This window comes from Wohlfahrtiimonas sp. XWW7, from assembly GCF_056716055.1.
This window is the reverse complement of the sequence record NZ_CP168032.1, coordinates 346,261-370,444: the sequence shown is the minus strand read 5'-3', so window position 1 is coordinate 370,444 and position 24,184 is coordinate 346,261. Positions and strand designations below refer to the sequence as shown.

Below are 24,184 nucleotides of genomic sequence, written 5' to 3'. Positions count from 1 at the left end.
TGCTGTGTTAAAAGAGACTTTTTTAAGGCGATTTTTAATCGAAGTATTGATCACTCTTGTGATCTCTTTGTGCATCGGTTTCATTTTTCAGCATGTTGCTTTGAGTTTGTTCATCGGTACGATGAGTTTAGTGGCTTGGCATCTGTATAACTTATTTAAGTTATCACGCTGGATTTGGCAGCAGAATGTGCTTTATCCACCGAATAGTTTTGGTAGCTGGGAAATTATCTATTATGGCTTGCATAAGCATCAGCAGCGTCTACGTCAGCGACAGAATGAATTAGCTGCCATTATTAGGCTGTTTAGGCACGGTGTTGAGTCATCGCCAGATGCCTTAGTCATTGTGGATGATTTAGGCAATATTCAATGGTGTAATCAGCAAGTGAAGCAACAATTGGGGATTCGCTGGCCAGATGATAAAGGACAAAACATTGTGAACTTAGTTAGAAATCCTGAGTTTGCTAAATATCTCGCACAAGAAAATTATACAGAGCCATTGACGGTTAAAGTTCATCAGCGTTATTACATTGAGTTTCGGGTATTGCCTTATGAACACAATCGTCACATTGTTGTGGCACGTAATGTTGATCAAGTCTATTTGGCAGAACAGCAGAGAAAGGATTTCTTTACGCATGCCAGCCATGAATTACGCACGCCTTTAACAGTGGTTAAAGGTTATGTGGAAATGTTCCAAGATGAGCTGATTCCTATGGATAACTGTCAAGATGCTTTGGGAAAAGTGGAAGCGCAAATTAGTCGAATGGAATCATTGATCAGCCAGATTTTACTGCTCAGTAAAATTGAAAATATGTCGTCACATTTACCAATGGTGAATATAGATATTTCTAATTTATTACAAACGCTGATTTTAAGTTTGCAAGAAACACATGCTGATTACACGATTGAAGCGAATATTGGAGCTAATTTGAATATTCGTGGCTATCAAGATCAAGTGTACAGCGTGATGTGCAATTTAATTGATAATGCGATTAAGCATAATCCTACAAAAACGATGATTACTGTGACATGGAAAAAAGTTGATACAGGCGCGTATTTCAGTGTTCAGGATAATGGTGTAGGGATTGCAAGGCACCACTTAAATCGTTTAACTGAGCGTTTTTATCAAGTGGATTCATCTCATACTTATAAAAAGAATAGTTCAGGTTTAGGGTTGGCCATTGTCAAGCATGCTTTGCGCAATCATGGCGATGTTGAATTAAAGATAGAAAGTGTTCAAAATCAGGGTTCTACATTCTCTTTTGTCATTCCTGATTCATTCCTAGTGAAAAAAAATTAATAATTTTTTTATTTGTCATCTTAGTGTCATATTCGTTTTTTAGAATGCACACAGTCAATTAAGAAGATCACTCAATTAAGGAGTTTTTATGAAAAAGTTAGGTTGGACTGTTGCTTTAACTGCTGTAGCTTCATTTGGTGTTGCAAATGCTGATGTAAATATCACAGGTGCAGGTGCTTCTTTCCCAGCACCAGTTTATGCAAAATGGGCAGATACATACAATAAAGCTACTGGTGTAAAAATTAACTATCAAGCAATCGGTTCATCTGGCGGTATCAAACAAATCAATGCTAAAACTGTTGATTTTGGTGCAAGTGATGCGCCTTTGGCAGACGAGAAATTAGTAGAAGATGGTTTGATGCAATTCCCAACAGTTATTGGTGGCGTTGTTGTTGCTGTTAATGTAAAAGGCATTAAATCAAACGAATTAGTTTTAGATGGTCAAACGTTGGGTGATATCTATTTAGGTAAAATCAAAAACTGGAACGATGCAGCGATTGCTAAATTGAATCCAAATGTGACATTACCAAACCAACAAATCAATGTGGTTCGTCGTGCGGATGGTTCAGGTACAACATTCGTATTCACAAGCTACTTAAGCAAAGTGAACTCATCTTGGAGTAAAGATGTTGGTAAGAGCACAACAGTTAAATGGCCTGTAGGTGTTGGCGGTAAAGGTAACGATGGTGTTGCAGCTTTCGTACAGCGTTTACCAGGTTCAATTGGTTATGTTGAATATGCATACGCAAAACAAAACAATTTGGCATACACGAAGCTTTATACAGCGGATGGTAAAGTTGTTTCTCCTTCAGCTGATAACTTCAGTGCAGCAGCTAAAGATGCTAAGTGGAGCGAATCTTTTGCTCAAGACTTAACAAACCAAACAGGTGATAATGCGTGGCCAATCACTTCTACAACATTCATCTTGTTGCAGAAAACTCAAGCAGATGCAGCAAAAGCTAAAGAAGTATTGAAATTCTTTGATTGGGCTTATGCAAGTGGCGATAAAGAAGCTGTAGCATTGGATTACGCTGTATTACCAGACAACGTAGTTGAAGAGATCAAGAAAGCTTGGGCTTCAGAATTGAAAGATGCAAACGGTAAAGCTCTATAATTGAAATAGGAAATAGTCGGAATTTATGGCTAAAATGAAAACTAATATGAGATCCCCATCTAAGGTTGGGGATCTAATTTTTGATAATGTCGTTCGCTTCTCAGGGATTTTTGTTCTTGTGTTGTTGAGCGGCATTATTATTTCGTTAATTATTGCTTCTTGGCCAAGCATTAAGGAATTTGGATTACCATTTTTATGGGATAAAAATTGGGATCCACCGATGGACGAATATGGTGCTTTAGTGCCCATTTACGGTACCATCATTACTTCAGTGATTGCATTGGTGATCGCTATACCAGTGAGTTTCGGGATCGCATTCTTCTTAACAGAGTTATCACCAGTGTGGTTAAGGCGCCCTTTAGGGATCGCAATTGAGCTACTCGCAGCAATTCCTAGTATCGTTTATGGTATGTGGGGATTGTTTGTTTTTGCACCGATCTTTGCTGAATATTTCCAAACACCATTGAACGATGTTTTATCGAGCATTCCGATCGTGAATATATTCTTCACAGGGCCAGCTTTTGGTATCGGTTTATTAGCAGCAGGTTTTATTTTAGCGATCATGATCATTCCTTATATTACTTCTGTTATGCGTGATGTGTTTGAACAAACGCCGACATTAATGAAAGAAGCGGCATATGGTATTGGTTGTACAACATGGGAATGTATTCGTCACATCGTTTTACCATATACAAAAAATGGTGTGATTGGTGGCATCATGTTGGGTTTAGGTCGTGCGTTAGGTGAAACGATGGCTGTTACATTTGTGATTGGTAACACTTATCAACTGGATAGTTTATCGTTATTTATGCCAGGGAACAGTATTACATCATCATTGGCGAATGAGTTTGCCGAAGCAGAGCAAGGTCTGCATTCAGCGGCATTGATGGAATTAGGTTTGATTTTATTTGTGATTACATTCATTGTTCTAGCATTGTCTAAAATTATGTTATTGCGCTTGAGTCAGAAAGAGGGGAATCGCTAATGAGAAATGAAGCAGTAGCGACTCGTCTACAAGCGAGACGACGCTTAAAAAATAGAATTGCGATCGTGATTTCAATGATCGCTGTATTATTTGGTTTGATTTGGTTGGCTTGGATTTTATATTCAACCTTCACAAAAGGGATGGGCGGTTTATCATGGGCTGTATTTACAGAAATGACACCGCCACCTAATACTGAAGGCGGTGGTTTGGCGAATGCGATGATGGGTAGCTTCTTATTAATCGTTGTTGCGACATTTATTGGTACACCATTGGGTATTTTATCTGGTATTTATTTAGCTGAATATGGTCGTAAAAACTGGTTGGCAAGCGTGATTCGTTTTATCAATGACGTTTTACTATCAGCGCCTTCTATTATCATTGGTCTATTTGTTTATATGGTAATGATCGTGCCTATGGGCCATTTCTCAGGTTGGGCAGGGATTGTTGCTTTGGCTTTGATTCAGTTACCAATCATCGTAAGAACGACAGAAAATATGTTGTTATTGATCCCAAATAACTTACGAGAAGCTGCGTATGCATTGGGTACACCAAGATGGCGTATGATCTTATCTATTACGTTAAAGGCGTCTGTTTCTGGTATTGTGACAGGTGTTTTATTGGCTGTAGCACGTATTGCAGGTGAAACAGCACCGTTGTTATTCACAGCGTTGTCTAATCAGTTCTGGAGTACAGATTTAAATGCGCCGATTGCTAACTTACCAGTGACAATCTTTAAATTTGCGATGAGCCCATTCCAAGAGTGGCAAGAGCTAGCTTGGGCAGGTGTATTGTTGATTACGCTATTCGTTCTTTTCTTAAATATTTTGGCTCGTTTATTATTCAGCCAGAAAAAAGGGTAAACCATGATGGAAACAAGCATCAAAAACAAAGTTGAAGTTAGAAATTTAAACTTTTATTACCAAAAATTTCATGCATTGAAAGATATCTCTATTGATATTAAAGAGAATTCAGTGACGGCATTTATCGGGCCATCGGGTTGTGGTAAATCAACATTATTGCGTACATTCAATAAAATGTATGAGTTGTATCCAGAGCAACGCGCGGAAGGCGAAATTTTGCTAAATGGTCAAAATATTTTGACAGATAAACGTGATGTTTCGTTATTGCGTGCACAAGTTGGCATGGTTTTCCAAAAACCAACCCCATTCCCAATGTCGATTTATGACAACATTGCTTTCGGTATTAAGCAGTTTGAGAAATTATCTCGTGTTGAAATGGATGAGCGCGTTGAATGGGCTTTGACAAAAGCTGCATTGTGGAATGAAGTTAAAGATAAGATTCATCAAAGTGGTAACAGCTTATCAGGTGGTCAACAACAGCGTTTATGTATTGCGCGCGGGATTGCAATTAAACCTGAAGTTTTATTATTAGATGAACCTTGTTCTGCATTGGATCCAATTTCAACAGGTCGCATTGAAGAGCTCATCACAGAATTGAAAGATAGCTATACGGTTGTAATCGTAACGCACAACATGCAGCAGGCTGCTCGTTGTTCGGATTACACTGCATTTATGTATTTGGGTGAGTTGGTTGAATATGGCAAAACAGATGATATTTTCACATCGCCAGTGAAAAAACAAACAGAAGATTACATCACTGGTCGTTACGGTTAAGGGGATTTAGAATGGATTATTTAGGTAAGCACATTTCTGGGCAGTATGATGCAGATCTCGCACATATCCGTAAAGAAGTGATGACAATGGGCGGCATCGTTGAAAAGCAATTCAGCGATGCAATTAGTACAGTCTTAGTGCATGATGTTGAATTAGCAGAGTCAGTGATCACGAATGATAAACAAGTAAATCGTTTAGAAGTGGAAATTGATGAAGCATGTGTAAAAATTATTGCAAAACGCCAACCAACAGCGAGTGATTTGCGTTTAATCATGTGTATCATTAAAGTGATTTCCGAGTTAGAGCGCATTGGTGATTCTGCACGTGCAATCTGTCAGATTGTTAAGCAAGATTTTACAGAAGAGCAGCAAAGTCTTTTAAGATCTTTGGATTCTATGGGCAACAATGTTGTGAGAATGCTCAAAGAAGTTTTAGATGCATTCACGCGTATGGATATGGATATGGCGCTCAAAATCTATCAGGAAGAGAAGCGCATCGGCCAAAATTATGAAATGTTGATTCGTCAGATGATGACATTTATGATGGAAGATCCAAGATCCATTCCAAATATTTTGATTGCGTTAAATTGTGCACGCGCTATTATGCGAGTAAGCTCACGTTGTCAGAATATTAGTGAGCTGATTTTCTATTTCGTGAAAGGTCAAGATTATCGTCATGTAGGTGATGATGTGATTGAAACTTTATTAGAAGAAAGAAATAAAAAGTCTCGATAGAAAAATTAAAATATTAAAAGAAAATAATTATAGTAAAACATTAATTTAGTTGATTATTATCAATGATGCTTTTCGACACTGGGCTTATACTGAGCCCAGTGGTTCCTGCAATAAAGTCTATTAACAAGGGGGAAAAGATGGGTTGGTTTACAATGCCAGTGTTATTCAGTTTCTTAGGTGTTGCATTCATTTTGGGAATGGCATCGTGGTTTACTTGGTTCTTTATGAGTAAAATGAAAGAGCAAGAACAGGAATCTAAAAAATAACACTTAATCGTATTAATTTTGTGATTCGAAGTGATCCGTTTGGATAAATTGCAGGGCTTTTTGAGCACTTAAATTAGAAAAAATAAGACCTGTATGGCTAATAGGAATGATGGTGTGATCTGTCATTCCTTTTATTTTTGTCTCGTCAATGGTAACGGTACCATCTGTCGCGACTTTTTTGCCTGGCGCAAATAAAATTCTGGCGCCAATGGATGATTTACCCGCAATTGAACCTAAGGCAATGTTTGGAAATTGCCATTCATTGTTCTCTTTGGGCAGCAAAATCTCTAAACTCTTTCCTACAATTCCATCAATGCGATATTGCTGCATGAAGGTTAGAATGGATGCACCTTGCCACGGCGTGCCCATAGAGATCACTTTTTGAACTTTTAGCGCAGGTTGATCCATCATTGAGAGCGTTTTTTGTGTTAATAATCCGCCTAAACTATGACAGACGATCACATTGTTGTCATCTAAAGACTCAATCAGTTTTTTGAGTGCTTCCGCATTTTTTTCTGGTGTTTCGCTGATTGTATGATAAGAAAACACGGTAGTTGTATAGCCTTGCTGTTCGAAAAAATTACGCAGCTTAATCATTGAAACGCCTGGCATAAATAGCCCGTGAACCAAAATGATATTTGTCATATAAAACTTTATCCGTGAAATCTATAGAATGCCTGACATGATAACTAAGGCACATGAAATGTAAATATAAATTTTTATTTTGGAGTTCTGCTAGAATAAGTAAATAAAATATATTCTCGATAAATAAAATAAATGTAATGTTTTGTAAATTTTATTATTATAATAAATGAATGAGCTAGGCTTTATAAAGTTTCACTTGAGTTCTTAGCAATAAAAATAAGCAAAAATTATAAAAGCGAGGGCAGCATGAAAACAGATATAGTGTATAGATTTGATGAATTGAATGTATGTGAAAGAGGGGCTTTAACAAGTCATCGTTTTTTTTCGCATGGAGATTATTATGACTCCGATCGTATTCAATTTGGTACATTACGTTTGTTAAATAGCAATTATTACACGGGCCCTGGGCGATTTGGTCAACATCATCATAATGATCTTGAAGTGATTTTAATGCCATTAACGGGATCCATAGAATATACAGATAGTAAATCCAATTGTTGTGTGATTAAAAAAGGGCAACTGATTACAGTAGGAACAGGCTCTGGCATGAGTTATGCGATTAATAGTGCATCCCCAAAAGAAGAGGTGAATTATCTGAAAATTTGGTTGTTGCCAAGAAAACGTGGCTTAACACCGATTCATCATCTACATACTGTGGATATGGATATGCTGGATAATAATTTTCATTATGTCGTCGTACCTGATACAACCTCTGCACAAGTTGCAACCATTCATCAAGATGCTTGGTTGGCGATTTCTCAAGTTTCAACAAAAACGAAAATTACATATCATAAAAAACATGCCAATCATGGCATATTCATTCGTGTCTGTTTTGGGGAAATTAAAGTCAGAGGTCACAAATTATCAGAAGGTGATTGTATTGCATTTGATGATAAGAATGATGTTTTGGTGGAAGGTTTGAAGAAGAATCGTTTCATTCTGCTAGAAATCCCAATGGATGTCACTATGTATGATTCGGATAGTTCCATTGAGATTCCAGCTAAGATGTAAAGATTAATTATGCTGATATCTTTTTTGGGGATTTTGCAACCCATAAAGAGAGTAAAATAATGGTTGAGCCAATTGTGAATTCAACTGGCATTTTGATTGTACTACCAAATAATAAGTTGATGACAATGCCCAAAGGAATTAATAGATTATTCATGACTGATAATGTGCCTGCAGAAACTTTTGTTGCGCCTTGCAGCCACAAATATTGGCCAAGGCCCGTCGCTAAGAATCCCACATAAATTAAGGATAAGATAGTATTGGTTTCTGGTGTGAATTTAAGTGTGCCAAGCATTAACCATGTTGGGAATACAATGATGAATGCGCCTGCAAAGAACCAGAAAAAGCTTTGGTAGTTTTTTGCAGATCTTTGTTGCGTGCGTTGATAATAAGCTTGTCCAAAAGCAAATACAAAGTTTGCCGCTTGCATTAAACAAAAACCAATGATGAATGATTGGGAAATGGATTGATAACGAATAATAGCAGCACCAATGACTGCCAATAGTGCAGCAATCAATGGACGAATAATAAATTTTCTTTCAAAAAAACAGTGAATCAAGACGATATAAATCGGTGTTGTGATGGAGAATAGTAAGACCTCAATAACTGTAATATATTGAAAGGCTTGATATAAAAATATGTATGTTAAGCCAAATTGACACGCACCAACTGTCATTAATTGGCGAACTTCTTGAGTGGATGTTTTACGGACAAATGGTAAAAAGATTAATATGCCGCACATGATACGAATCAAAACAGCGAGATAAGGATCAACAAAAGGCGATATATATAAACCGATGAGAGAAAAAGAGAGAGACCAAATAATTGATACCAAAGAAAGTTCTAACATACGTCAACTTTAATATGAAAATAAAAAAGACATAATACTGTTCATGAGATCAAAAAGCGAATCTTTTGATAGGATCTTGTTATAATTTGCCCTTTGATTCTTGGCAAGACGATATGGCAGAAGTTGCTCAAAAAACACAAAAGAAAGGGCTGTTAGGCTCATTATTCACAATCAGTGCATTAACACTTGTTTCACGAATTTTAGGATTGATTCGTGACATGGTATTTGCGAGCTTCTTTGGTGCAACAGCGATGATGGATGCATTTAATGTTGCTTTCAGAATCCCTAATTTATTTCGCCGCTTCTTTGGTGAAGGTGCTTTTAATCAATCTTTTGTGCCTGTATTCAGTGAATATTATGAGAAAAAACGTGATCAGTTACCGTTGTTTATTGCGGAAGTTTCAGGTTCTTTAGGCATTGTTTTATTGGGAATTACGATTTTGGGTGTGTTTTTTGCACCAGAATTGGTGATGGTTTTTGCCAGCGGATTTAAAAGTGATCCAGAAAAATTTGCATTAACTGCGGATTTAGTACGAATCATGATTCCTTATGTATTTTTGATCTGTATGCTCGCAATGTATTCCAGTGTATTAAATTCGTTGGATCGTTTTGCATTGCCAGCATTATTGCCAAGTTTGTTAAATATTGCATTGATCATCGGGGCATTTCTCAGCGTGCAATTTTTACAAGTGCCTATTTTGGGTTTGGGGTATGCCGTCATTATTGCTGGCGTGATTCAATGTTTCATTGTGATGTACAGCGTGCGCCAACAAAAATTATTAACACATATGCCAAGAGTTGCATTTGGTGCGCCAGGTGTTAAGCAGGTGATTGTATTGATGATCCCCGCATTGATTGGTTCATCTAGTAGTCAGATTAATATTTTGATCAATACACAATTAGCATCGAGATTAGAAACGGGCAGTGTGACTTGGTTGTATTATTCGGATCGTTTAGTGGAATTTGCTTTGGGTACAGTTGCGGTTGCTTTAGGCACAGTGGTATTGCCTAAATTATCACGCTTGAGCGCATCGAATGACCATGAAGGTTTCGAGAAAACTGTGAACTGGGGGATTCGTTTAGCTCTAGTTTTGGGAATTCCATCCAGTATTGGTTTGATCTTATTGGCAGAACCATTATTAGCATTGTTATTTATGCGTGGAGCATTCACTTATAGCGATGTATTGATGTCGGCTAAAAGTTTAGTGACATATGGCACAAGCATTGCAGCATATTTCTTAATTAAGATTTTAGCGCCAGTCTATTATTCAAGGCAAGATACAAAAACACCATTGAAATTTGGTTTGGTTTCCATCGCTGTGAACATTGTGTTGCAATTCATTTTAGTGAAATATTATGCGCATGCAGGTTTAGCCTTGTCCACATCCATTGCTGCTTGGGTGAATGCATTATTACTGATGTTAGGGCTACATTATTTGGGAATTTATCACATAGGGAAATTATTGACAGGAAAATTATGGGTAGTGATTCCTGCCAACATTTTATTAGCAGGATTTTTATATTGGGTCTGTCAATATGGTGATTTTTGGATTCACTCATCGCTGTGGTTGCGCTTAGTTGGGCTGTTGGGAGTTGTGACTGTTTCCGTGATTGGTTACTTTGTTTGTTTGCATGTTTTGGGTTTTTCTTTGAAGCAATTCAGAAAAGTCTCATAAAATCTTTGATCTAAATCAAAATGTAATGTTTTGTATTTATATTAAACAAATGTAAATTTTGATTTGTAATTACTTTGTTGTCTCGGTATGATTAGCGCCTGCCCAGCAGAGATTGATACAAAAACAACATGCAATAATAATGGTTAAAAACATACTAATTATGAATAGCGCCGAATTGGCGCTTTTTCTTTGTCTAAATTTTGCTAAATGACAAGAATCTCATGAAGTAACTCCATGAGATTCGATAAAACTTAATGATATTAATAACAATTAAACTACATTGCGGACAAATGCATCATCGCTAATACCTTTTTCTAACACAATTTTTGACCATTCTTTCGCTGAATGGAGTGAGTGATCTTTATAGTTACCGCACGCAACTTTCGCAATGCCTTGGACTTTATCGATTGTATAGCTATCTTTTATGATTTCTTCTAAAGTTTTCTTCAATACTTTTGCAACTTCTGTCGCTGTTGGTTCGCCCCAAGCGATGAGATGAAATCCTGTACGACAACCAAAAGGTGAAATGTCGATGACACCATCAAGCTGATTACGCATAAGATCAGCAAAAATATGCTCAAATGTATGCATGCCACTTGTTTCAATAGCTGTTTCATTAGGTTGAGCTAAGCGAACATCAAAATTTGTGATGATGTCACCTTTCGGTCCAACTTCTTTTGCGATTAAACGCACGTAAGGTGCGATGACAATATTATGATCTAATGTAAAACTTTCTACTTCTGCCATGATTACTCCTAAATATATATGTTTAATATGTTTTGGTGCTCATATCTTTATACATTAAAAATTCATTGCACGGAAGGCTAAAGCTTCAGTTAAATGTGTTGCCTTGATATTTTCTGAGGCTTCTAAGTCTGCAATCGTGCGTGCAACCCGTAAAATGCGGTGAAAACTACGCGGTGATAAATTTAATCTTTTTTGTGCCTTATCCATTAATTCTAATTCTCTTGAACCTAATTGACAATCTTCATCAATTTCACGCACTGTGAGTAATGCATTCTGTTTGCCTCGGCGTTGATTTTGAATATTTCTTGCTGCCACAACTTGCTCTCGCATGTTGGTAGATGATTCACCGAGTTGAGTGGTTTGTAATTCTGATGTGAGTAATCTTGGCACTTCTACATGTAGATCTATGCGATCTAAAAAAGGCCCTGAAATCTTGTTGCGATAACGATTCACAGAATCTGTACTGCATTGGCAGGCTTTCTCTTTATCACCAAAGAATCCACATGCACAAGGATTCATCGCTGCAATTAACTGAAATTGAGCAGGAAATTTGGCTTGAGATGTTGCACGTGATATGTTGATCACACCCGATTCTAGAGGCTCTCGAAGTGTTTCTAACACTTTGCGATCAAATTCAGGCAGTTCATCCAAAAATAAAACGCCATGATGGGCTAATGAAATTTCACCAGGACGAGGATTTGAACCACCGCCAACCAGTGCAACAGAAGATGCAGTGTGATGAGGTTGACGGAATGGACGGATACCAAAATTATCAATGTCAAAGCCTTGATGGCTCACAGAAGCAATGGCAGCAGCTTCAATGGCTTCACTTTGCAACATATCTGGGAGGATTGTCATGAATCGTGATGCGAGCATCGTTTTGCCTGTACCAGGTGGGCCAATCAATAGAATGTTATGTCCACCACTTGCGGCGATTTTAAGGGCGCGTTTCGCAAAGATTTGGCCTTTAATGTCTAGCATATCTAATGCTGTATGGCTGTGTGAGACTTCGATCTCTTCAGGCGATTGTAATGTGTGCTTGCTTTCTAAGCACTCCACAACTTCTTTCAATGAATTTGCGATAAAAATATGTTGGCTATCCAAAAAGCCCACTTCGTTAGAGCGATCAGCGGGAATGATGATGTTTTTAGGATGATTAATGGCTGAAATGACCGTGGGTAACAATCCACGAATGGCACGTAAATCACCCGTTAAGGCTAATTCACCAATGAATTCATAATTGTTAATCTCTTTGGATTGTAATTGCCCTGATGCGATTAATACGCCAAGTGCAATGGATAGATCATATCGTCCACCTTCTTTAGGTAGATCGGCTGGTGATAAGTTAACAGTGATTTTACGTGCAGGGAATTCGTAGCCTGAATTAATGATAGCCGCTCGAACACGATCTTTACTCTCTTTAACAGCTGTTTCAGGCATGCCGACAATATTGAAAGCAGGTAAACCATTGCTGATATGAGTTTCCACGCGGACAATTTCGGAAACGAGTGCTTTTTGTGCTCTAGTATATAAAACGGATAAACTCATATCCCACCTTATGATTGAATGTTAATAAATGTAAATTTAACATGTTGATGGGATATGGATTATTAAAATTTTAAAATATTGATTTATCGGCCAGACATAATCTCGGATTCTGCCAAAGTTGAGATTTCAATGCCTCTCATTGGTTGACCTAAATTACGAGATAATTTTGCCAATAGATCGAAATCTTCATAGTTAGCCACAGCTTCTACGATTGCTTTTGCAAATAACTCAGGATTTTCTGATTTAAAAATGCCAGAGCCAACGAATACACCGTCTGCGCCCAATAACATCATCAATACAGCATCTGCTGGTGTTGCAACACCACCTGCTGCATAGTTAACCACTGGTAAACGACCTGTTTTTTTGATCTCTTTGATTAATTCATAAGGTGCTGCAATATCGCGCGCATAAACCATCAATTCATCATCTGATTTAGTTGTTAATAAACGAATATCTTCATTCACTTGACGCATGTGACGAACAGCTTCAACGATATTGCCTGTGCCAGGTTCACCTTTTGTGCGAAGCATTTTTGAGCCTTCACCAATACGACGTAATGCTTCACCGAGATTGCGGCAGCCACAAACGAATGGTACTTTATAATCGCTTTTCAACAAGTGATAAACATCATCCGCGGGTGTTAATACTTCGCTTTCATCAATATAATCAATGCCGATTGCTTCTAAAATACGCGCTTCACCGATGTGACCAATGCGTGCTTTTGCCATTACGGGAATGGAAACTGCTGCTTGAATCTCTTGGATTAAAGCTGGATCTGTCATACGCGCAACGCCGCCTTCTTTACGAATATCAGAAGGTACGCGCTCTAAAGCCATCACTGCAACAGCGCCCGCTGCTTCTGCGATTTTTGCTTCTTTAACATTAACAACATCCATGATTACGCCGCGTTGTGGCATTTCGATCATCTTGCTCATTTTTATCCTCTATGTTTGGGTGGTTTAAAGTGTTCATAGACTAACAAGCTAGAATATTCAGAAATAGATCCAATTGGATGCTTTTTATACCATCCACTTTTATTTCATTTATTCTGCTATGCTTATGCCAGAGAGATTTTGATAAGATGAATGAATATGTTCACAGTACAGAAAAATGGTACAAAGCCACTGTACCAACAGATCATTGAAGGTATAGAAGCTGCAATTATTTCAGGGCAATTGTCGCCTGGCGAGCGCTTGCCTTCAGAAAGAGATTTAAGTATTTGGCTGAATGTGAATCGTTCCACCGTGATTCGTGCTTTGGATGAATTATCAGATCGTAATATTATTATTAGAAAATCTGGTTCAGGAACGTATGTGAACGATCAAAAGTGGGGATTATTAACGTATCCTTCTTTTAATTGGCGTAATAGTCTTGTGGCAAGTTATCAACCATCTCCAAATTTTAAAGAAGATGCTAGCCAAGATTACTATGATCTACGCAGCGGTGATTTGCCCATTGATCTCTATCCTTCTTTGAAACTACCTGAAATTGATTGGCAATCATTAATTCTGGCAGAGCAGCAAGATAATGCCCAACTTGGGATGTTATCACTTCGAGAAACTGTACAGTCATATTTAAAAGCGCGCTTTAATTTCATTGTACCTGTTGAACAAATTATGATTACATCAGGTGCTCAACAAGCAATTTCCCTCATTGCTTTAGGTTTATTGAAACCTGGTGATGCGATCGGGATTGAACAGCCATCTTATTTTTATGCTTTACCTATTTTTCAATCTGTTGGTTTGCGAATTTATGGCATTCCTGTGGATCAACAAGGTTTATCCATTGAACGATTGGATGAGTTGGTGCATAAACATTCATTGAAAATGTTGTTCATTAATCCAAATTTTCAAAATCCTACGGGCGCTGTAATGTCTTTTAAGCGTAAAAAAGAGTTGCTAGATTTTTGTCAGCGTAAGAATTTACCAATTGTGGAAGATGATGCTTATAGTCAGCTCTATTTTTATCAATCTGTGGATGTGAATCCCGTGAAAAAATGGGATATAGAAGGGCAAACAATCTATGTGGGTTCTTTATCTAAATATTTAGGGAAATCTATTCGCATTGGTTGGATGATTGCGCCAGAAGCTGTTGTGAATAATTTGGCGAACATTCGGCAAAAGCTAGATTCGGGTTTAAGTGTTTTGCCACAAGTGATGGCTGAGCATTATTTGAATGATTATTCTTGGGAGCATGAAGCAGAGTTGCGTGCCATTTTGAATCAACGAGCACAATTATGTGTGCAATGGTTAAAAGAATCTTTGTCCAAAGATTATCAGTTTAATCTGCCATTGGGCGGTTTTCACCTTTATTTGATAGGTAAGGATCAACATCAGCCCATTCTTGAATCTTTGTCAAAGAAGAATATTTTAGCGCTATCGAGTGAATATTTTGGTGATACCAAATTCAACAATAGCGCAAGATTGAGTTTTGTGAATTTTAATGTGAAATTTGAAGGAAATGTATGAGTCAAAAGAGTTTTGATCAATATGCTGAGAAATATGACAGCTGGTTTTTAGAGAATGAGAATGTCCTGTTATCAGAAGTTAAGTTGGTGGCAAAAACATTGGAAGGTTGTCAAAATATTTTTTCAGTAGGTTGTGGCAGTGGTTTGTTTGAATCAATCTTGCGTAAAGATTATGGTATTGAAATTCACGAAGGTTTAGAGCCTTCCAAAGATATGGCAGAAATTGCACAAAAGCGTGGCATTAATGTCACCATTTCTACATCGGAAGATTTTGATTATGCGGGCAAAAAATATGACACGATCATTTATAACGGCTGTCCAGGTTACATTACAGATTTAGAAAAAGCATTGAAAAATAGCTTCGATGCTCTGAATATTGGCGGAAAATTGATTGTGATCGATATTCCAAAAGAGAGCGGATATGGGCTTTTGTATAATCTAGCGAAAGCTGTGAAATCTTGGGATCATCCATTATTGAAAGATGTTTATCCTCGCAATCCTTATCCGATTGAATTGGTGGATCAAGCCAATTGGCGCACAACGGGCGAAAAAATTGAAACCATGAAGAAGATTGGTTTAACAGATTTTGAATTCTATCAAACATTGGTTGCGCATCCAGTCTATTCCAATGACAAAGCAGAAGAGCCAATCGAGGGTTACGATAAAGGCGATTATGTCGCGATTTGTGCTTATAAAAGGTAATCAACATGCAGCATAATCAACAAGGTTGGAGCGAAGCTGCATGGCAGAAGCATTTGCCAATTTATGAAAAAACACAGCAATTACCATTCATTCAAGAGCTGATTACAGGGCGATTGAATGCAGATAGCTTTATGTTCTACATTGAGCAAGATGCATTGTATTTGCAAGCATTCACTCAACTATTGCGCACGATGGCGGAGCGCATTCCTGAGCCTAAATATCAGCAATATTTTCGTGATTTTGTGGCAGAAAATATGGCAGCGGAACAAGGTTTGCATGATATCTATTTGCATCGAGATTTATCTGAGATTCAGTCCACAGAAACCTGCCAAGGTTTCATTGAATTCAATGAAGAGCTTGCAACATTGCCGATAGAATTAGCAGTTGCGGGCATGTTGCCATGCTTTATTGTGTATCAGCAACTCGGTATTTATATCTATGATCAACACATCCGAGAAGGTAATCCTTATATTGATTGGATTGATCTATATGCGGGGATCGAGCATTCAGAATCTGTTCGTAAGCTTCGTGAAATTTGTGATCATTATGGTGAGCAAGCCTTGGATTTTATCCGCAATCAAATGGATGAATATTATGAAGAAGGTTGTTTGTGGGATCAGAGATTTTGGCAAAGCTGTTATGAGATGAAATAAAAGTCATACATAAATCATTAATGAAAACAATTTGTTATATTTTATGTAAACTCTGATTACATTTAATAAATTGACATAAAGCGCTGTCGCGTTACAATTTCATCTGTTTTTAATTAAGGCAGAATGAAATGGCAACGATGCAGCGCTTTTTTGTAACAGGCACAGATACAGAAATTGGCAAAACAAAAATTACAACAGGATTATTAGAAAAAGCAGGGCAGTTGGGCTTGCAATCTTTAGGCATTAAACCTGTGGCAAGCGGCAGTGAAATGACACAAGATGGGCTTAGGAATGAAGATGCGGTTTCACATCAAAAAGCTTCTGCATATCCCTGTGATTATGCGGTGATCAATCCCTTTTGCTTTGCACCTGCAATTGCGCCACATATTGTGGCAGCGCAAGAGAATGTTGAATTAACTGTCAATTCAATCAATGAAGTTTTAAAACCTGCATTAGCACAATCAGCAGAATTTGTATTGATCGAAGGTGCTGGTGGTTGGCATACGCCGCTTAATCAACAAGAGTGTTATTCAGATTGGGTGAAATCAGCAGATTTACCTGTGATTTTAGTTGTGGGCGTGAAGTTGGGCGCGATCAATCATGCATTATTAACGCAGGAATCCATTAAAAATTCAGGTTTGCGATTAGCAGGCTGGGTTGCCAATTGTGTTGATCCAAACATGCCGTATCAAGCTGAAAATATTGAGTACTTAAAAGCACATATAAATGCGCCTTGTTTGGGCGTTGTACCATTTTTAGCATCGAATGCTTCTGCAGCTGATTATTTATCCTTACCATCATTGAAATAAGAGAAAACCATGACAGAAAATCAAAAGTGGATGCAACGTGATTTATCCGTTGTTTGGCATCCTTGTACGCAAATGAAAGATCACGAAACTTATCCATTAATCCCGATTAAGCGTGGCGAAGGTTTATGGCTATATGATTTTGATGGCAATAAATATTTGGATGGCATCAGTTCTTGGTGGGTGAATGTTTTTGGGCATGCGAATCCGCGCATTAATCAGGCAGTGAAAGATCAATTGGATCAATTGGAGCATGTGATCATGGCAGGTTTTACGCATGAGCCAATGATCGAGCTGTCAGAAGAGTTGGTGCGCATCACAGGCGAAGGCTTGGATTACTGCTTTTATGCGGATAATGGTTCATCGTGCATTGAATCAGCACTCAAAATGAGCATGCATTATTGGCGCAATATTGGCGAACCCACAAAGAATAAATTTGTGACGTTTACTAATAGCTATCATGGGGAAACTGTGGGCGCGATGTCCGTTGGCGATGCACCTTTATACACGCAAAGCTATAAATCAATGCTGTTTGATACATTCAAAGTGACAGCGCCTGATCTTTACTACAAAGCAGAAGATGAATCAGCAGAAGCTTATACATTGAAAATGTTTGTGGAAATGGAAGAGTTAATCCACAAACATCACAATGAAATTGCGGCTGTGATCATCGAGCCATTGGTGCAATGTGCGGGCGGAATGCGTATGCATTCGCCGCTATATTTAACGAAATTGCGTGAATTGTGTGATCAATACAATGTGCACATTATTTTGGATGAAATTGCTGTAGGTTTTGGGCGCACAGGCACGATGTTTGCTCATGAGAAGGCTAATATGGTGCCAGATTTCTTATGTTTATCGAAAGCATTAACGGGCGGCTATTTGCCGATGTCGGTGTGTATGACGAGCAAAAAAGTCTACGATGCATTTTATCGTGAATATCATCCTGAATCAGTGTTTTTGCATTCACATAGTTATACAGGTAATGCATTGGCTTGTAGCGCTGCATTGGCAACATTATCGATTTTTAGGGAAGATAATGTAATCGAGAATAATCAGAAGCTCATTCAAGCATTTGCAAAACATACGAATCCACTGAAAGATCATCCAAACGTTGCAGAAGTTCGCCAACAAGGGATGATCACGGCGATTGAAGTTGTGAAGGATAAAGCAACGAGAGAATCATTCTCTTGGGATAAGCGTTTAGGTTTGAAGATGTTCGATTACGCAACGAAGCAAGGTTTATTGATTCGTCCGCTTGGTGGAATAGTCTACTTTAATACACCATATATCGTGACAGAAAAAGATATTGAATGGATGGTGAACATTGCAAGTGATGCCATTGATTATGGGTTGAAGAGTATTTAAAAATTCATAATGAAAAGCTTTTCAGGTTATTAACTTGAGAAGCTTTTTGTTTATTTTGGACACTCAATTCTTAAACCTTCTTTGAAGCATCCATTTTTATCTTTGACATAAGCACGCCCAAAAGGTTCTTTTGTTACAAATTCAAAGGTGCTGCCATCGGAGCCAATAATTTTTTCATCATTATAGTAAATACTGTTTTTATCAGTAGCATAGCCCATATCTTGATAGCGTCGAAAAGTTTCAACGTCTGCACCCATAATGAACTCATCGCCTGTGATCACTTTTGAGCCATCATGTAATGTACCAAATTGATTTTTTTTCACCTTATTTGGATCAATGTTAGCAACTTTTTGTCCTGCCACGTACAGATAGTTTTTATCCTTGGCATAATAATCATTAAGTTCGACATATGAACTTAAATCTGTGCCATCAGTGATAATAATCTGTTCTAAGTTTATGAAAAAATAGGCTTGGTTTTTATCGACTGCATGGCGAATAAAAGGTTTGAAGCTTGTATAGTCAATGTTGGCAATTTGTTTACCTTGATAAAAATAATGGCTTTTATCTTTGGTAAAATTTCGATTAATAGCTTTAAATGTTTTGGCATCTGCATTGATGTATGATCTTAGACCAAGCATGGAGCGACCAAGAACCATTTTGTTATCCATCGCATAGCCATGATCAAACTTTATGTGATTGAGATTGAGTTCTGTTTTTTCTCTACGATAATAGACATAAGTATTGTCAGTATAAAATCCATTGCTCAAAGTCTGTAATTGATCACTAGGAATATTTTCAAGAATGTATCCACCAAAATATGAATGATTTTTATCTCGGGAAATTTTTCCGTCAATATCTAAAATTTGAAAGGATGCTTCATCCCATGGACTAGTTTGTGGATCATAATAATTTTTTGAGAAATCAGAAAATAATTTATTTTTATATTCTTTAATTTTATCATTGCCTGTATTTGGCGTAATCGTCCTAAAGTAATAAATATTGTTTTTATCATACGCCAAGCCATCTGATAGCAATGTAAATGTTTCTACATCAATTTTATCTTTAGGTAAGCCAAATGCATTGGCATATTCATCAATGCTTTGATAGTAAAATCCTTGCCAAGGATAGTGTACTTTAGGTGACTGATTTAATATAAATAGATATAAACCAATGCCTGCAATGGCGAGAATAGATGATGCATTTAATAATAATCTTTTTATGTTCATACTTTCCTCAAAGAACTGTATTTGAGGAAAGTATAACTGATTATAAAGGCTTTTTCTTGCTTACGAATCTATTCCCCCAGTGCAAATTTCACTGCAGGAATAGTCGTCATCCAGCAGTAACTTTTTACTTTTTAATGAAAAAAGATCTTTTATTGGGATTTAAATCGAGTGTGCTATCTTTTCTATTATTTTTTTGGTCTGTCTGTTTTCGAGTATATCTGCATATTTTAGAATGTAGAATAGTTAAATGTGGCGAATGAATGATGCATTGAAGAGAAATTTTTAATTCCGTACAGCTTTATGTATTATGTTAACGAACTAATCATTTGAAAAATTTAATAATTATGAGAAATAAAATACTAATTGGCTTTATGTTGATGTGTGGCTTTGCTATAGGTGCATATTTTTATCAACAAAGTAAGGATGATATCCCAGCAGTCATTAAAAAAAATGGTGAATATACAAAAGGACAATATCTTGTTCAGGGGCTTAGTTTTAAATCTTTGGAGCAATATTTTAGTCGATACTCAATACCGTTTGAAATGGTTGATCAAGAAAGCTTTGTGATTTTGTCAGATGGTCTTGCCTATGATGTGAATACAATTTATTACCGAAAAGAGAAAATCCCTAATGATAGAACTGAGTTGCTCACAGAGTACAAGCAGAAATTATTAGATATGTTTTATGAAGAATATCCTGATCTTCAATCTATTAAAATAGATCCTGAGACCTTCCAATATCTGAAATGGAATTACGGTTTAGCCCGAGATGCTAAGAATGTATTTATGAATGGTACTGTGTTAAATAAGGCTCATCCTAAAATGGTACAAGCCATAACAGAGCTAATTTATTCAGATGGCAATGCAATTTATAATTTACAACAGTTAGTAACTGAGGATGTTGAAAATTTTGAATGGTTAGGTGGAATTTTTTTACAAGATTCAAAAAATATTTATGCCATTGATCCTTGGAATATTAGAAATGTACATAAACTCGAAAATATGGATCGTAATAGTTTTGGGGTTGTGAATAATCGTTTTGCTAAAGATAGAAATAAAATATTAATTGGGCTTCAAGAAGTGCCAAATATTGATCATGATTCTGTGAAATTCTTTGATAGCTATTTTGTTGATAGAAATAGAGGATATTTTATTCTTGATAATGATACTCAGCTTAGAATTATCAATGATGTAGATATCGAAACATTTGAAGATCTCGGCAATTATTATGCTAAAGATAAAAATTATGCGTACTTTAAAGGACGAAGAATTATTGGCGCTGATGCAGCTTCGTTTACTATGAATGAATATGGTATTCCTTCTGACCAAAATGGTGCATATGTTGAGGGATATATTATTGTAGGTGCTGATGCATCAACTATTCAAAAAATTCCCAATAGCCCATACCATAAAGATAAATACTCAGTGTATTTTCAAGAGATACCTTTATTGGGATCAGATCCAAAAAGTTTTAAAGTCTTAAAGGATCCATCATCGCAAACACAAAAATATGGAATAGATCAAAATAATTTTTATCAGACATATTTTCCTGTTGGAAATGTAGATGTTAATACTTTAGAAGTAATTGGTAATGGCTGGTTCAAAGATAAAGATCATGTAATTTTTGATAATGCGATTGTGAGTGGTTTAGAGCCGAAGACTTTTCAGATACTCAGTGATAGCATTGTGAGAGACGATAATTCTGTTTATTATTTATATCGTTTTACGAGTAAAGATGATCGCCTGACGAAGATTAATAATATTGCTGATACTAAAACATTTAAACATCTCAAATTTGCTTATTATGCAGACAGTCAAAATATCTACTATATGCAGTCAGATTTTAGCAGAGTAAAAATGTCTCCGTTAGATGCTGACGTGAAGTCATTTGAAATAAAAGCAAAAGGTAAAATAGATAATCCACGATTTGAAACTTCGGATGATTATATCATTCGTGACGCTAAAGGATGTTTTCAGAAAATGGAGAGAGTAAAATGCTAAAAAAAATCTTTTATATGAGCTTGCCATTGTTGCTTGTAGTTTCTCAATCCTATGCAAGAACGGATGCTTATAAGATGACAGGTTATTATGGCGTTCAGGAAATATTTCCTTTTGATGGGGAGTCTTATGATCATGAGTTTAATGAAAAACATTTAGAACGTTTACCTGATTTGAAAAAAATGACAGATCTAGCAAGCTTTAGAGTTGTAGGTGAACGGCATAGTGTGGATAAGGATCATGTCTATTATGGCGATAAAATTGTTCAGGGCGCTGATCCTGAAACATTTGTTGCGCTGAATGTCTCACTGAATAATAGTCAATATTATGCAAAAGATGAAAACTATGTTTATGTTGAAGATAGAGTTGTGGTAGGTGCTAATCCAAAGGCTTTTAGGTTGGTGGCTTCTTTGATTATCAGAGGGCGTACACACATCTATGGTTTGGATGACAAAAATTTATTTGTAAATGGTGTTATTGTTCAAGGTATTGATATCAAATCTTTGACAATCTTTGAGACAGGTACATCAAGAGATAAAAACCGAATGTATTATCTTGGCACTCCTTTAAAAAATATCGGTGAATAATATTGTATGACCATGAAAGATCTTATCTATCATGGCCTATATTATTTTAATTATTATTTACGAATCAAATAGCGAATGGTTGGGCCATGTTGCTCAATAGCCAAGACTTCATAGCCATGATTTTTAGCATCAATTGGAATGTTGTTAATGGATTGTGGGCAATCGCTGATGATTTCTAAAATATCGCCATCATTCAATTGTGGCATTACTTCCAAAGTTGCAACCGCAGGATAAGGGCAAGGCTCGCCCACCATATCTAAGCGTAATGTTGGGATAATTTCATCGACATTGATTGAATTGTTCATATTATTTTCCTTATTAGATTATGAAATCACGTTAATTGGTCGTTGTACAGGCGTTTCAACAGCAGGTTGTTCTTTAGCTGTTTGGCGTTTTTTGAAGAAGCGATATTCCCACCATAAAACTAAGGCTAAACAGGCCATCATCAATGCGTAGTTGATAACTAAACCGCCGTAAGGACCTGCTTTTTGCAATAGATCGATTTTCTCAAAGTCAGCCACTAAATAAGGCGTTAAATCATCCCAGAAATAGGCCAAAATCGTTGCACCTGCAATGTTACCAATGCCAACCCACCAATAGTGAACTTGACCTTCTACTGCACGATACATCCAGCCTGTTTCGCAGCCACCCGCCAATACGATACCGAAGCCAAATAATAAACCGCCCAATAATGCATTTGGGCCAGCCCAATAGATTTTAGGATCAATGCCAGACTCAATGAATGCAAAAGTACCAATTGTGCTCACTAACATACCGATGATGATTGCTTTTGCCATGTGCGTGCGGCCAGTTACCCACAAATCACGGAATGCAGAAGTGAAGCAGATTTGTGCTCGCTCAATCAATAAACCAAAGGCAGTACCAAACAATAACGCAATACCAAACATTGGTTTAATGAATAGCAATACAACGCCAATCACAGCTAGCAACATAAAAATGCCAGAGCCTAACATAAAGCGATTTTTCACTTGCGTTGGGTTTTGCTTTAAAGGTGCTTGTGCAGATACTTTTTGTAAATTCAAAGGAATGCGGAATATAGGATGCAAGGCAACTTTTGCACCTAAGTAAGAGCCAACCGCAGTTGTGATGGCAAAGAACCAAGCATGTAATGAAAATTGTGGAATCCCCGTGAAGAATGCCGCCAAGTTACAACCCATTGCTAAACGCGCGCCAAAGCCCGCGATTAATCCGCCCACTAAAGCTTGGAAAATACGAATTTTATGCGGTGAATTGCGATACTTAATGTTGTTTGCCCATAAAGCAGAAGCAATACAGCCACCAAACATGCCAATGAGCAAAAAGCCATCTGTACGATCTAATGGTGAACCTTGAAAACCGATCATTTTGAAATATGTCCAATTGCTTGGATCTACGCCAACGATTTGCAGTGCATGTCCGCCCCAGCGCGTAAATTCGCCAGTTACAGCCCATAATGTGCCTGTAATGCCAAAATAGTAGGTTGCTAAAATACCAGCTGCGATTACAGCGGGCACGGGATTCCAAAACTTAATTAAGTATTGTTGTTTAAAATTTTTCCACGGATTCATAGTATTAACACGCTCCTTTTTTAAAAGTCGACAAAAGAAGGGTGTTAAAAATTAAATCACCAAACGATCGAACGCTTAACACCCAAGCCTATCTCTAAACTAGAGATTCTTTGAGTGCTTCACTGACAGCGAAAGCAACGAATGATGATCATGTTTAATTTAACCTGAATTTTTTATGTTTTGGTAACTTACTGACCAGGATAGTGCATTTCTCTTAAATTTTATTTTTATTTAACAAAATTTATTGATTTTGTTTCTTACAAATTTTAGAAAAAAATATAAACTATGTTTCTGTGTCATAAGGGA

The 24,184-nt window shown here is 37.0% G+C and carries 23 protein-coding genes and 1 pseudogene; 16 read left to right on the top strand and 8 right to left on the bottom strand.

All coding sequences use genetic code 11. The annotated features are described in order from the left end of the window. The first annotated feature begins 4 nt into the window (after window positions 1-4). The 7 genes from phoR (at window position 5) to ACA100_RS01845 (ending at window position 6,030) form a co-directional block, all read left to right on the top strand. The gene (gene phoR, locus ACA100_RS01875; RefSeq protein ID WP_481078327.1) at window positions 5-1,297 is read left to right on the top strand and encodes a phosphate regulon sensor histidine kinase PhoR; all 1,293 of its coding nucleotides are present in this window, start codon (window positions 5-7) and stop codon (window positions 1,295-1,297) included. 88 nt (window positions 1,298-1,385) lie between these two features. Continuing rightward, window positions 1,386-2,411, top strand: a complete 1,026-nt coding sequence (gene pstS, locus ACA100_RS01870; RefSeq protein WP_481078326.1) for a phosphate ABC transporter substrate-binding protein PstS — start codon at window positions 1,386-1,388, stop codon at window positions 2,409-2,411. 25 nt (window positions 2,412-2,436) lie between these two features. Continuing rightward, entirely contained in the window at window positions 2,437-3,396 is a 960-nt protein-coding gene (gene pstC / locus ACA100_RS01865) for a phosphate ABC transporter permease PstC (protein ID WP_481078325.1), read from the top strand. Then, entirely contained in the window at window positions 3,396-4,256 is an 861-nt protein-coding gene (gene pstA, locus ACA100_RS01860; protein ID WP_481078324.1) for a phosphate ABC transporter permease PstA, read from the top strand. Before pstC ends, pstA begins: the two co-directional genes overlap by 1 nt. A 3-nt stretch (window positions 4,257-4,259) precedes the next feature. After that, the gene (pstB, locus tag ACA100_RS01855) at window positions 4,260-5,030 is read left to right on the top strand and encodes a phosphate ABC transporter ATP-binding protein PstB (protein ID WP_481078323.1); all 771 of its coding nucleotides are present in this window, start codon (window positions 4,260-4,262) and stop codon (window positions 5,028-5,030) included. An 11-nt stretch (window positions 5,031-5,041) separates the two neighbouring features. Further along, a complete protein-coding gene (gene phoU / locus ACA100_RS01850) occupies window positions 5,042-5,764 on the top strand; it encodes a phosphate signaling complex protein PhoU (RefSeq protein ID WP_481078322.1) in 723 nt (240 codons plus the stop codon). A 137-nt stretch (window positions 5,765-5,901) separates the two neighbouring features. Beyond that, window positions 5,902-6,030 carry a DUF3149 domain-containing protein gene (locus ACA100_RS01845; protein ID WP_481078321.1) on the top strand — a complete coding sequence of 43 codons (129 nt, stop codon included), beginning with the start codon at window positions 5,902-5,904 and terminating at the stop codon, window positions 6,028-6,030. Between the two features lie 12 nt (window positions 6,031-6,042). On the opposite strand, the gene ACA100_RS01840 is transcribed toward ACA100_RS01845, so the two are convergent. Further along, the gene (locus ACA100_RS01840; protein ID WP_481078320.1) at window positions 6,043-6,675 is read right to left on the bottom strand and encodes an esterase/lipase family protein; all 633 of its coding nucleotides are present in this window, start codon (window positions 6,673-6,675) and stop codon (window positions 6,043-6,045) included. Window positions 6,676-6,921: 246 nt separating this feature from the next. On the opposite strand from ACA100_RS01840, the gene ACA100_RS01835 reads away from it, so the two are divergent. Next, window positions 6,922-7,686: a pirin family protein gene (locus tag ACA100_RS01835; RefSeq protein WP_481078319.1), complete on the top strand. Its 765-nt coding sequence runs from the start codon at window positions 6,922-6,924 to the stop codon at window positions 7,684-7,686. A 7-nt stretch (window positions 7,687-7,693) separates the two neighbouring features. Here the strand turns inward: ACA100_RS01835 and ACA100_RS01830 are convergent, their stop codons facing one another. Then, entirely contained in the window at window positions 7,694-8,533 is an 840-nt protein-coding gene (locus tag ACA100_RS01830) for an EamA family transporter (RefSeq protein WP_481078318.1), read from the bottom strand. 113 nt (window positions 8,534-8,646) lie between these two features. Between ACA100_RS01830 and murJ the strand changes: the two genes are divergently transcribed. Continuing rightward, a complete protein-coding gene (murJ, locus tag ACA100_RS01825) occupies window positions 8,647-10,209 on the top strand; it encodes a murein biosynthesis integral membrane protein MurJ (protein ID WP_481078317.1) in 1,563 nt (520 codons plus the stop codon). A gap of 270 nt (window positions 10,210-10,479) precedes the next feature. Here murJ and ACA100_RS01820 read toward each other — a convergent pair whose 3' ends face one another. The 3 genes from ACA100_RS01820 to pdxS all read right to left on the bottom strand — a co-directional run bounded on the left by ACA100_RS01820 (window position 10,480) and on the right by pdxS (window position 13,439). Further along, window positions 10,480-10,956, bottom strand: coding sequence for an S-ribosylhomocysteine lyase (locus ACA100_RS01820; protein ID WP_481078316.1), 477 nt, complete (start codon window positions 10,954-10,956; stop codon window positions 10,480-10,482). A gap of 54 nt (window positions 10,957-11,010) precedes the next feature. Next, the gene (locus ACA100_RS01815; RefSeq protein ID WP_481078315.1) at window positions 11,011-12,504 is read right to left on the bottom strand and encodes a YifB family Mg chelatase-like AAA ATPase; all 1,494 of its coding nucleotides are present in this window, start codon (window positions 12,502-12,504) and stop codon (window positions 11,011-11,013) included. 83 nt (window positions 12,505-12,587) lie between these two features. Then, window positions 12,588-13,439, bottom strand: a complete 852-nt coding sequence (pdxS, locus tag ACA100_RS01810; RefSeq protein ID WP_481078314.1) for a pyridoxal 5'-phosphate synthase lyase subunit PdxS — start codon at window positions 13,437-13,439, stop codon at window positions 12,588-12,590. Between the two features lie 156 nt (window positions 13,440-13,595). Here pdxS and ACA100_RS01805 point away from each other — a divergent pair, with 156 nt between their 5' ends. The 5 genes from ACA100_RS01805 to ACA100_RS01785 all read left to right on the top strand — a co-directional run bounded on the left by ACA100_RS01805 (window position 13,596) and on the right by ACA100_RS01785 (window position 18,500). Next, window positions 13,596-14,972: an aminotransferase-like domain-containing protein gene (locus ACA100_RS01805; RefSeq protein WP_481078313.1), complete on the top strand. Its 1,377-nt coding sequence runs from the start codon at window positions 13,596-13,598 to the stop codon at window positions 14,970-14,972. Beyond that, window positions 14,969-15,673, top strand: coding sequence for a class I SAM-dependent DNA methyltransferase (locus ACA100_RS01800; RefSeq protein ID WP_481078312.1), 705 nt, complete (start codon window positions 14,969-14,971; stop codon window positions 15,671-15,673). The genes ACA100_RS01805 and ACA100_RS01800 overlap by 4 nt, the downstream gene beginning before the upstream one ends. A 5-nt stretch (window positions 15,674-15,678) precedes the next feature. Then, window positions 15,679-16,326, top strand: a complete 648-nt coding sequence (locus ACA100_RS01795; RefSeq protein WP_481078311.1) for a TenA family protein — start codon at window positions 15,679-15,681, stop codon at window positions 16,324-16,326. 128 nt (window positions 16,327-16,454) lie between these two features. Further along, on the top strand, window positions 16,455-17,135 hold the full coding sequence (gene bioD, locus ACA100_RS01790; protein WP_481078310.1) for a dethiobiotin synthase: 681 nt from the start codon (window positions 16,455-16,457) through the stop codon (window positions 17,133-17,135). A 9-nt stretch (window positions 17,136-17,144) separates the two neighbouring features. Next, the gene (locus ACA100_RS01785; protein ID WP_481078309.1) at window positions 17,145-18,500 is read left to right on the top strand and encodes an adenosylmethionine--8-amino-7-oxononanoate transaminase; all 1,356 of its coding nucleotides are present in this window, start codon (window positions 17,145-17,147) and stop codon (window positions 18,498-18,500) included. 50 nt (window positions 18,501-18,550) lie between these two features. Here ACA100_RS01785 and ACA100_RS01780 read toward each other — a convergent pair whose 3' ends face one another. Further along, window positions 18,551-19,726 (bottom strand): DKNYY domain-containing protein, encoded by a 1,176-nt coding sequence (locus tag ACA100_RS01780; protein ID WP_481078308.1) that lies wholly within the window; start codon window positions 19,724-19,726, stop codon window positions 18,551-18,553. Between the two features lie 344 nt (window positions 19,727-20,070). Between ACA100_RS01780 and ACA100_RS01775 the strand changes: the two genes are divergently transcribed. Both ACA100_RS01775 and ACA100_RS01770 read left to right on the top strand, forming a co-directional pair. Continuing rightward, window positions 20,071-21,726, top strand: coding sequence for a DKNYY domain-containing protein (locus ACA100_RS01775; RefSeq protein WP_481078307.1), 1,656 nt, complete (start codon window positions 20,071-20,073; stop codon window positions 21,724-21,726). Beyond that, window positions 21,720-22,310 (top strand): DKNYY domain-containing protein, encoded by a 591-nt coding sequence (locus ACA100_RS01770; protein ID WP_481078306.1) that lies wholly within the window; start codon window positions 21,720-21,722, stop codon window positions 22,308-22,310. The genes ACA100_RS01775 and ACA100_RS01770 overlap by 7 nt, the downstream gene beginning before the upstream one ends. A 53-nt stretch (window positions 22,311-22,363) precedes the next feature. Here the strand turns inward: ACA100_RS01770 and yedF are convergent, their stop codons facing one another. Further along, a complete protein-coding gene (gene yedF / locus ACA100_RS01765) occupies window positions 22,364-22,615 on the bottom strand; it encodes a sulfurtransferase-like selenium metabolism protein YedF (protein ID WP_481078305.1) in 252 nt (83 codons plus the stop codon). 18 nt (window positions 22,616-22,633) lie between these two features. After that, window positions 22,634-23,887 (bottom strand): annotated as a pseudogene (gene yedE / locus ACA100_RS01760) (selenium metabolism membrane protein YedE/FdhT); the annotation flags it as partial. Window positions 23,888-24,184: the final 297 nt, after the last annotated feature.